This window comes from Pseudomonas sp. Sample_11, assembly GCF_004307505.1.
Classification (GTDB): Bacteria; Pseudomonadota; Gammaproteobacteria; order Pseudomonadales; family Pseudomonadaceae; genus Aquipseudomonas; species Aquipseudomonas atacamensis.
The window spans coordinates 49,309-58,067 of record NZ_RCOD01000018.1 but is presented as its reverse complement, the minus strand read 5'-3'; the positions used below and the strand labels follow the sequence as shown (position 1 = coordinate 58,067).

General features: G+C 59.4%; 7 protein-coding genes. 5 read left to right on the top strand and 2 right to left on the bottom strand.

Annotation, left to right across the window (positions count from 1 at the left end; all coding sequences use genetic code 11):
• Window positions 1-122: 122 nt before the first annotated feature.
• Window positions 123-1,343: a CaiB/BaiF CoA-transferase family protein gene (locus D8U60_RS04190; RefSeq protein ID WP_073470759.1), complete on the bottom strand. Its 1,221-nt coding sequence runs from the start codon at window positions 1,341-1,343 to the stop codon at window positions 123-125.
• A 14-nt stretch (window positions 1,344-1,357) separates the two neighbouring features.
• The gene (locus D8U60_RS04185) at window positions 1,358-2,539 is read right to left on the bottom strand and encodes an acyl-CoA dehydrogenase (RefSeq protein WP_130899526.1); all 1,182 of its coding nucleotides are present in this window, start codon (window positions 2,537-2,539) and stop codon (window positions 1,358-1,360) included.
• A 157-nt stretch (window positions 2,540-2,696) separates the two neighbouring features.
• Here D8U60_RS04185 and D8U60_RS04180 point away from each other — a divergent pair, with 157 nt between their 5' ends.
• The 5 genes from D8U60_RS04180 (at window position 2,697) to D8U60_RS04160 (ending at window position 8,629) form a co-directional block, all read left to right on the top strand.
• Window positions 2,697-3,596: a LysR family transcriptional regulator gene (locus D8U60_RS04180; RefSeq protein WP_130899525.1), complete on the top strand. Its 900-nt coding sequence runs from the start codon at window positions 2,697-2,699 to the stop codon at window positions 3,594-3,596.
• A 434-nt stretch (window positions 3,597-4,030) separates the two neighbouring features.
• Window positions 4,031-5,152 carry a Re/Si-specific NAD(P)(+) transhydrogenase subunit alpha gene (locus D8U60_RS04175; RefSeq protein ID WP_039757060.1) on the top strand — a complete coding sequence of 374 codons (1,122 nt, stop codon included), beginning with the start codon at window positions 4,031-4,033 and terminating at the stop codon, window positions 5,150-5,152.
• A 15-nt stretch (window positions 5,153-5,167) separates the two neighbouring features.
• Window positions 5,168-5,488, top strand: coding sequence for an NAD(P) transhydrogenase subunit alpha (locus tag D8U60_RS04170; RefSeq protein WP_122880220.1), 321 nt, complete (start codon window positions 5,168-5,170; stop codon window positions 5,486-5,488).
• Complete coding sequence (locus tag D8U60_RS04165) at window positions 5,488-6,921, top strand: NAD(P)(+) transhydrogenase (Re/Si-specific) subunit beta (protein WP_130899524.1); 1,434 nt, start codon at window positions 5,488-5,490, stop codon at window positions 6,919-6,921. Before D8U60_RS04170 ends, D8U60_RS04165 begins: the two co-directional genes overlap by 1 nt.
• Before the next feature lie 214 nt (window positions 6,922-7,135).
• Entirely contained in the window at window positions 7,136-8,629 is a 1,494-nt protein-coding gene (locus tag D8U60_RS04160; protein ID WP_071173986.1) for an acetyl-CoA hydrolase/transferase family protein, read from the top strand.
• Window positions 8,630-8,759 lie beyond the last annotated feature (130 nt).

Sequence of the window (8,759 nt, the reverse complement as noted above, 5' to 3'; positions counted from 1 at the left end):
CGAATTATAGACCTCTGGAATCTGCCGTCAACCGTTAATTTCGCTTTTCTTTCAATAACTTGCGTATTGGTTAAAAAACATCCAATCAGATGAGAAAAGAGCTCTTCTATATAGAAGAAGATTTAAAGGACGCCTTCCTCCTTCAACATAGCCACCGCACCTGCCCCCAGACCCAGCACCCGCTGCAGAACCTCTAACGTGTGCTCACCCAATAAAGGAGGCGCATGACGATATTCAACGGGCGTCTCCGACAATCGAATCGGGCTGGCCACCTGGGGCACCATCCCCGCCAATGCATGAGGCAGTTCGATCGCCAGACCGCGCGCCTTCACTTGTGGATCCTCAAACACCTGCGACAGATCATTGATCGGCCCACAAGGCACACCCGCCTGCTCCAATTGAGCAACCCACTCGGCCGTGGTCTTGAAGACCGTAGCTTGGCGGATCAACGGGATCAGCACCGCGCGGTTCGCTACCCGCAGCTTGTTGGTCGCGAAGCGCGGATCATCCGCCCACTGCGGTTGCCCCGCGACCTCGGCGAACTTGCGGAACTGCCCGTCATTCCCCACGGTGAGGATGAAATCGCCATCCGCCGTAGGAAAGTCCTGATAAGGCACGATGTTGGGATGGGCATTGCCCAGGCGCTTTGGCGCATTGCCGGTGGTCAGGTAGTTCATCGCCTGGTTCGCCAGACATGCGACCTGTACATCCAGCAACGCCATATCGATGTGCTGGCCGCCACCGTCGTGATCGCGATGAGCCAATGCCGCGAGGATCGCCACCGTCGAATACAGCCCGGTGAGAATATCCGTCAGCGCCACGCCCACTTTCACCGGGCCAGCGCCTTCATCTCCTTCAGGTCGACCAGTCAGACTCATCAAGCCGCCAAGGCCCTGAATCATGAAGTCATACCCTGCACGCTTGGCGTAAGGGCCGGTCTGGCCGAAGCCGGTGATGGAGCAATAGATCAGATTCGGGTTGAGCGCCTTCAGCGACTCATAGTCCAGACCATAGGCCGCCAGACCACCTACTTTGAAATTCTCAATCAGAATGTCCGACTTTGCCGCCAGGTCGCGCACCAGCTTCTGCCCTTCAGGGCGGGTGAAGTCGATGGTCACCGATTGCTTGTTGCGGTTGGCCGAGAGGTAATAAGCCGCTTCCGACGTGTTCTCGCCGTAAGCGTCTTTAAGGAAGGGCGGACCCCAGGCGCGGGTATCATCACCATTGCCCGGGCGCTCGACCTTGATCACTTCGGCGCCAAGGTCGGCGAGGATTTGCCCGGCCCAAGGCCCGGCCAGCACTCGCGATAAATCCAGTACCCGCAGATGCGACAGCGCGCCCATGGTCCGCCCTCCTATTAATAGAACGCCTGCAGACCGGTTTGTGCACGCCCGAGGATCAGCGCGTGAACGTCATGGGTACCTTCATAGGTATTGACCACTTCCAGGTTGACGAGGTGACGGGCCACGCCGAACTCATCGGAGATGCCGTTACCACCGAGCATGTCGCGCGCCATCCGCGCGATATCCAGCGACTTGCCGCAGGAGTTGCGCTTCATGATCGAAGTGATTTCAACGGCGGCGGTACCTTCGTCCTTCATCCGGCCCAAGCGCAGGCAGCCTTGCAGCGCCAGAGTGATCTCGGTCTGCATGTCGGCGAGCTTCTTCTGTACCAGCTGAGTTGCGGCCAGCGGACGACCGAACTGCTGACGATCCAGAGTGTATTGGCGCGCAGTGTGCCAGCAGAATTCGGCGGCGCCCAGCGCGCCCCAGGAAATGCCATAGCGTGCGGAGTTGAGGCAGGTGAACGGGCCTTTCAGGCCACGGACATCCGGGAAGATGTTTTCTTCCGGCACGAACACGCTGTCCATGACAATCTCACCGGTGATCGAAGCGCGCAGGCCGACCTTGCCGTGAATCGCCGGAGCGCTCAGACCTTTCCAGCCTTTCTCCAGAACGAAGCCACGGATATCGCCGGCATCGTCCTTGGCCCAGACCACGAATACGTCAGCGATCGGGCTGTTGGTGATCCACATTTTCGCACCGGTCAGGCTGTAGCCGCCATCGACCTTACGCGCCCGGCTAATCATCGCGCCCGGATCAGAACCGTGGTTCGGCTCGGTCAGACCAAAGCAACCGATCCATTCGCCGGAAGCCAGCTTCGGCAGATACTTCTGTTTCTGTGCCTCGGTACCGAATTCGTTGATCGGCACCATCACCAGCGAGGACTGCACACTCATCATCGAGCGATAGCCGGAGTCGACGCGCTCGACCTCTCGGGCAATCAGACCGTAGCTGACATAGTTCAGACCGCTGCCACCGTATTGTTCGGGAATGGTCGCACCGAGCAGGCCGACTTCACCCATCTCGCGGAAGATTGCCGGATCGGTCTTTTCATGACGGAAAGCTTCGAGCACACGCGGCGCCAGACTCTGTTGAGCGAACTGGGCGGCGGTGTCGCGGATCATCCGCTCTTCTTCGGTGAGCTGTTGATCCAGCAGCAGGGGATCGATCCAATTGAAACTAGCTTTACCGCCCATGAGTGTGCCCTCGTAATCGGGTGAATTAACGTGGCATTGATCCTAGGCGCGGTTCGCCATCGCGGCAAACGAGGATTTCGCATCCTGTTGTGCTAATTTCTCACTCCGAAACGTCGCGAATTGCCTTTTATGCGGCGCATTAGTGAGGTTGACGTACATGCGCAGGAAGATCCCCAGCACGGCCGCCCTGATCAGCTTCGAAGCTGCCGCCCGCCATGAGAGCTTTACCCGAGCCGCTGAAGAGCTGTCGCTCACACAGGGTGCCATTTGCCGACAGATCGCCAGCCTTGAGGAATTCCTCAGCGTGGAGTTGTTCCGACGCTCGCGACGTGGGGTGAAGCTGACGGAAGCGGGACTTTCCTACAGTCGTAGGGTGGCGACTCAGCTCGATGCAGTGGAGCGCGACACCCTCTCGGTGATGGGCCAGCAGGGCACCAACGTCATCGAGCTCGCTGTCGTCCCGACCTTCGGCACGCAATGGCTGCTGCCACGCCTCAAGGATTTTCAGCTCAAGCACCCGGAAGTAACCGTCAATCTGACCAACCGCACTCGGCCTTTCCTGTTTGCCGATACCGAATTCGATGCCGCGATCTACTTCGGTGATGCCGATTGGTCGGGTACCGAATCCCACAGGTTGATGGGCGAAAATCCGATGCCGGTGTGCAGCCCCGCCCTACTCGGCGACCACACGCAGCTGACAGCGCAAGCCATCGCCGAGCTACCGCTGCTGCAGCAGACCACACGACCTTACGCCTGGCGCCAATGGTTCAACTCGCAACAGCTGAATATTCCGCGCGACATGACAGGCCCACGCTACGAGCTATTCTCCATGCTTGCCCAGGCAGCCATGCACGACATGGGCGTCGCGCTGATTCCGCCGTTTCTGATTCAGCGCGAGCTGACAGAGAAACGTCTGGTGGTTGCCAACCCTCAAGCGCTCTCCAGCATCAAGGCCTATTACCTGATGATTCCGGAGCGAAAGGTCGAATCGGCATCGCTGAAGGCATTTCGCGACTGGCTGGTAAATCAAGCGCAGAGCTACAGCCTAGAAGAATAAAGACTCTGCGCAATACTTAACCCCGTAGTCAGAAAAACCAAAGCCCTACAGATATAACTATTTGTCGCTTCTGCGCAGACTGTATCCGAAAGTCGTACAGACGTCCCACAAGCTGCCAAACACGTGGCTTTGAGCCTCTAATGGCGACTCATTACTGCCTATTCACGCCACCGATGCGAATTTTTTTCAAATTCAGCCAGAATCCATGCAGGGCACGGCCTGTAAGGGGTTCAACTGGCCATCTGCGACATTCGGTCACGGCATGACTTGTAGTTAATTTTCCGTCACGCGTCATAATCCCTTGAAGGGCATAAAGTTCGCCTGCAAAATGCCGCGCCCCGCCCTGATTCGGCGGGATCGTGCTGATCGGCCGCCCCAGTCGCACCATCCGTAGTGCATGGGTTTACTCAATAAGATCACGCAGGAGATTTGACGTGCACATTGGTGTTCCTCTCGAAACCCAGACCGGTGAAACACGGGTTGCTGCAACCCCGGAAACCATCAAGAAGCTGATCAGCCAAGGCCATAAGGTCACTGTGCAAAGCGGCGCTGGCGTCAAAGCCAGTGTCGTTGACAGTGCCTATGAAGCGGCCGGCGCAAGCATTGGCAGCGCCAATGACGCGTTTGGCGCCGAGCTGATTCTCAAAGTGGTCGCGCCAAGCGATGCCGAACTGACGCTGATCAAGCGCGGTGCGGTGCTGGTGGGCATGCTCAACCCATTCAACAACGAGACCATCGCGAAGATGGCCGAGTGCGGCATTACCGCGTTCGCCCTCGAAGCGGCGCCGCGTACCTCGCGGGCGCAGAGTCTTGATGTGTTGTCGTCGCAGGCGAATATCGCCGGCTACAAAGCGGTGTTGCTCGCGGCTCACTATTACCCACGCTTCATGCCGATGCTGATGACTGCTGCGGGCACCGTGAAAGCGGCGCGCGTGCTGATTCTCGGCGCGGGCGTGGCCGGTTTGCAGGCGATTGCCACAGCGAAACGCCTGGGTGCGGTGATCGAAGCGTCCGACGTGCGTCCAGCGGTGAAGGAACAGATCGAATCCCTCGGCGCCAAGTTCGTCGACGTGCCTTACGAGACCGATGAAGAGCGCGAATGTGCCGTCGGTGTCGGCGGTTACGCGCGGCCGATGCCGGCGAGCTGGATGCAGCGTCAGGCGCAGGCTGTGCACGAGCGCGCCAAGCAGGCCGATATCGTCATCACCACCGCGCTGATTCCGGGCCGCAAAGCGCCGACGCTGCTCAGCGCCGAGACCGTGGCACAGATGAAACCGGGCTCGGTGGTCATCGACCTCGCCGCCGCCCAGGGTGGCAACTGCCCACTGACCGTGGCCGATCAGGTCGTTGTGGAAAACGGCGTGACCATCGTCGGTCCGACCAACCTCGCCGGTGAAGTCGCTGCCGATGCTTCGGCGCTGTACGCACGCAACCTGCTGGACTTCCTCAAGCTGGTGTTCACCAAGGAAGGCCAGTTCGACGTCAACCTCGAAGACGACATCGTCGCCGCGTGCCTGATGTGCCGCGACGGCCAAGTCATCCGCAAAAACGCCTAAGCAGGGATTCAGACGATGGAAGAGCTTATCTCCCCCGGTATCTACAACCTGATCATCTTCGTGCTGGCGATTTATGTCGGTTACCACGTGGTCTGGAACGTTACACCTGCGCTGCACACGCCGTTGATGGCGGTGACCAACGCCATTTCCGCGATCGTGATCGTCGGCGCCATGCTCGCCGCTGCGCTGACCGTCACGCCGCTGGGCAAGACCATGGGCACGCTGGCAGTGGCACTGGCGGCGGTCAATGTGTTTGGTGGCTTCCTGGTCACCCGCCGCATGCTTGAGATGTTCAAGAAGAAAGCCCCGAGAGCAAAAGAAGAGGCGCCGAAGTAATGAGCATGAATCTCGTGACGACGCTCTACCTGATCGCGTCGATCTGCTTTATCCAGGCCCTCAAAGGCCTGTCCCACCCGACCACCTCGCGGCGCGGCAACCTGTTCGGCATGCTCGGCATGGCACTGGCTATCATCACCACCGTCGGCCTCATCTATAAGTTGGGCGCCGAGCTGGCCACTGCCGGTATCGGTTACGTGATCGTCGGCCTGCTGATCGGCGGTACCGCCGGCTCGATCATGGCCAAGCGCGTTGAAATGACCAAGATGCCGGAACTGGTAGCGTTCATGCACAGCATGATCGGCCTCGCGGCGGTGTTCATTGCCATTGCGGCGGTAGTTGAGCCGCAGTCGTTGGGTATCGTTAAACAGCTGGGCGATGCGATCCCGGCGGGCAACCGACTGGAGCTGTTCCTAGGTGCCGCCATCGGTGCGATCACCTTCTCGGGTTCGGTGATCGCCTTCGGCAAGCTCTCGGGCAAGTACAAGTTCCGCCTGTTCCAGGGCGCGCCGGTACAGTTCGCCGGTCAGCACAAACTCAATGCGGTTCTGGGTCTGGCTACGCTGGTGCTCGGCCTGACCTTCATGTTCACCGGCAACCTCACGGCGTTCGCGCTGATGCTGGCGCTGGCGTTCGTGATGGGCGTGCTGATCATCATCCCGATCGGCGGCGCCGACATGCCGGTGGTGGTGTCGATGCTCAACAGCTATTCCGGCTGGGCGGCGGCGGGCATCGGTTTCTCGCTGAACAACTCGATGCTGATCATTGCCGGCTCGCTGGTGGGTTCGAGCGGTGCGATCCTCTCGTACATCATGTGCAAGGCGATGAATCGCTCCTTCTTTAATGTACTGCTCGGCGGTTTCGGCAATACGGCAGACGCAGGTCCTGCCGGTGCGCAAGAAGCCCGTCCGGTGAAATCCGGCTCGGCTGATGACGCAACCTTCCTGCTGACCAACGCCGACACCGTGATCATCGTCCCGGGCTACGGTCTGGCGGTGGCCCGTGCGCAACACGCGCTGAAGGAGCTGACCGAAAAGCTGACCCATCGTGGCGTGACCGTGAAGTACGCGATTCACCCGGTGGCCGGCCGCATGCCTGGGCACATGAACGTCCTGCTCGCCGAGGCCGAAGTGCCTTACGATCAGGTGTTCGAGATGGAAGACATCAACTCCGAGTTCGGTCAGGCCGACGTTGTGCTGGTGCTCGGTGCGAACGACGTGGTCAACCCGGCCGCGAAGAACGATCCGAAGTCGCCGATTGCCGGCATGCCGATTCTCGAAGCGTTCAAGGCCAAGACCATCATCGTCAACAAGCGCTCGATGGCCAGCGGCTATGCCGGTCTGGACAACGAACTGTTCTATCTGGACAAAACCATGATGGTCTTCGGCGATGCGAAGAAAGTCATCGAAGACATGGTCAAAGCGGTCGAGTAATTCACCGCTGCGATAGGGAACGCCCCGACTTGTCGGGGCGTTTTTGTTTGCGCCAGGCGCTGGACAATTTGCCGCGTTGTTGCAGATCCGGTAACGGTGTTTTACTGCAAACCCGCTAAATAGAGGCCTCGTTTGCGACCTTGGTAGCGGGACAGGCGCCGGCCAAATTCACTAGACTGCGCATCCTGCTACTCGTTGCCCGAGATAATAATCCATGTACCGTGACCGTATTCGCCTGCCTTCGTTGTTGGACAAAGTGATGAGCGCTGCCGACGCCGCTGCTCTGATTGAGGACGGCATGACCGTCGGCATGAGCGGTTTCACCCGCGCCGGCGAAGCCAAGGCCGTTCCCCACGCACTGGCCGAGCGCGCCAAGGTCACGCCGCTGAAGATCAGCCTGATGACCGGCGCCAGTCTGGGTAACGACCTCGACAAGCAACTGACCGAGGCCGGCGTGCTGTCGCGTCGCATGCCGTTTCAGGTCGACAGCACGTTGCGCAAGGCAATCAACGCCGGCGAAGTGATGTTCATTGACCAGCATCTCTCGGAAACCGTAGAGCAGTTGCGCAACCAGCAATTAAAGCTGCCGGACATTGCCGTCATCGAGGCAGTCGCCATCACCGAACAAGGCCATATCGTGCCGACCACTTCGGTGGGCAACTCGGCCAGCTTCGCGATCTTCGCCAAACAAGTGATCGTCGAGATCAACCTGGCCCACAACGCCAACCTCGAAGGCCTGCACGACATCTATATCCCGACGTACCGCCCGACGCGCACGCCAATCCCGCTGGTGAAAGTCGACGATCGCATCGGCAGCACTGCAATTCCGATTCCACCGGAGAAGATCGTTGCGATTGTCATCACTCAGCAGTCGGACTCGCCGTCCACAGTGTCGGTACCGGACGTTGATACCAATGCCATCGCCGAACACCTGATCACGTTCTTCAAGCAGGAAGTCGCGGCCGGCCGCATGACCAACAAGCTCGGCCCGCTGCAGGCTGGCATTGGCAACATCGCCAACGCGGTGATGTGCGGCTTGATCGACTCGCCGTTCGAAGACCTGACCATGTATTCGGAAGTGCTCCAGGACTCGACTTTCGACCTGATCGATGCCGGCAAGCTGAGCTTCGCCTCGGGCAGCTCGATCACCCTGTCCGAGCGGCGCAACAGCGACGTGTTCGGCAACCTGGAGAAGTACAAGGACAAACTGATTCTGCGGCCGCAGGAGATCTCCAATCACCCCGAGGTGGTGCGCCGTCTGGGCATCATCGGCATCAACACCGCGCTGGAGTTCGACATCTATGGCAACGTCAACTCTACCCATGTCTGCGGCACGCGGATGATGAACGGCATCGGCGGCTCCGGCGACTTCGCGCGCAATGCGCATCTGGCGGTATTCGTGACCAAGTCGATCGCCAAGGGTGGCGCGATTTCCAGCGTGGTGCCGATGGTCAGCCACGTCGACCATACCGAACATGACGTCGACATCCTGGTGACCGAAGTCGGCCTCGCCGACCTGCGTGGCCTGGCGCCACGGGAGCGTGCACGAGTGATCATCGACAACTGCGTGCACCCGGATTTTCGCCAGGCACTGAATGATTACTTCAGCGCTGCCTGTGCAATCGGCGGTCACACCCCGCATATTCTGCGCGAAGCGCTGAGCTGGCATATGAACCTGGAAGAAACCGGGCGCATGCTGGCGGTGTGATTCACACAGATAACCACCGAGGCAAACACAGTTTTGCCTCGGTGGATGCCCGCGAGAAGCAGGATCGCAAAAAACTGTACTGCTGTACCGGTCTTTTCCTACAGCAAAGCCCTACTCAATCCCCTGATAC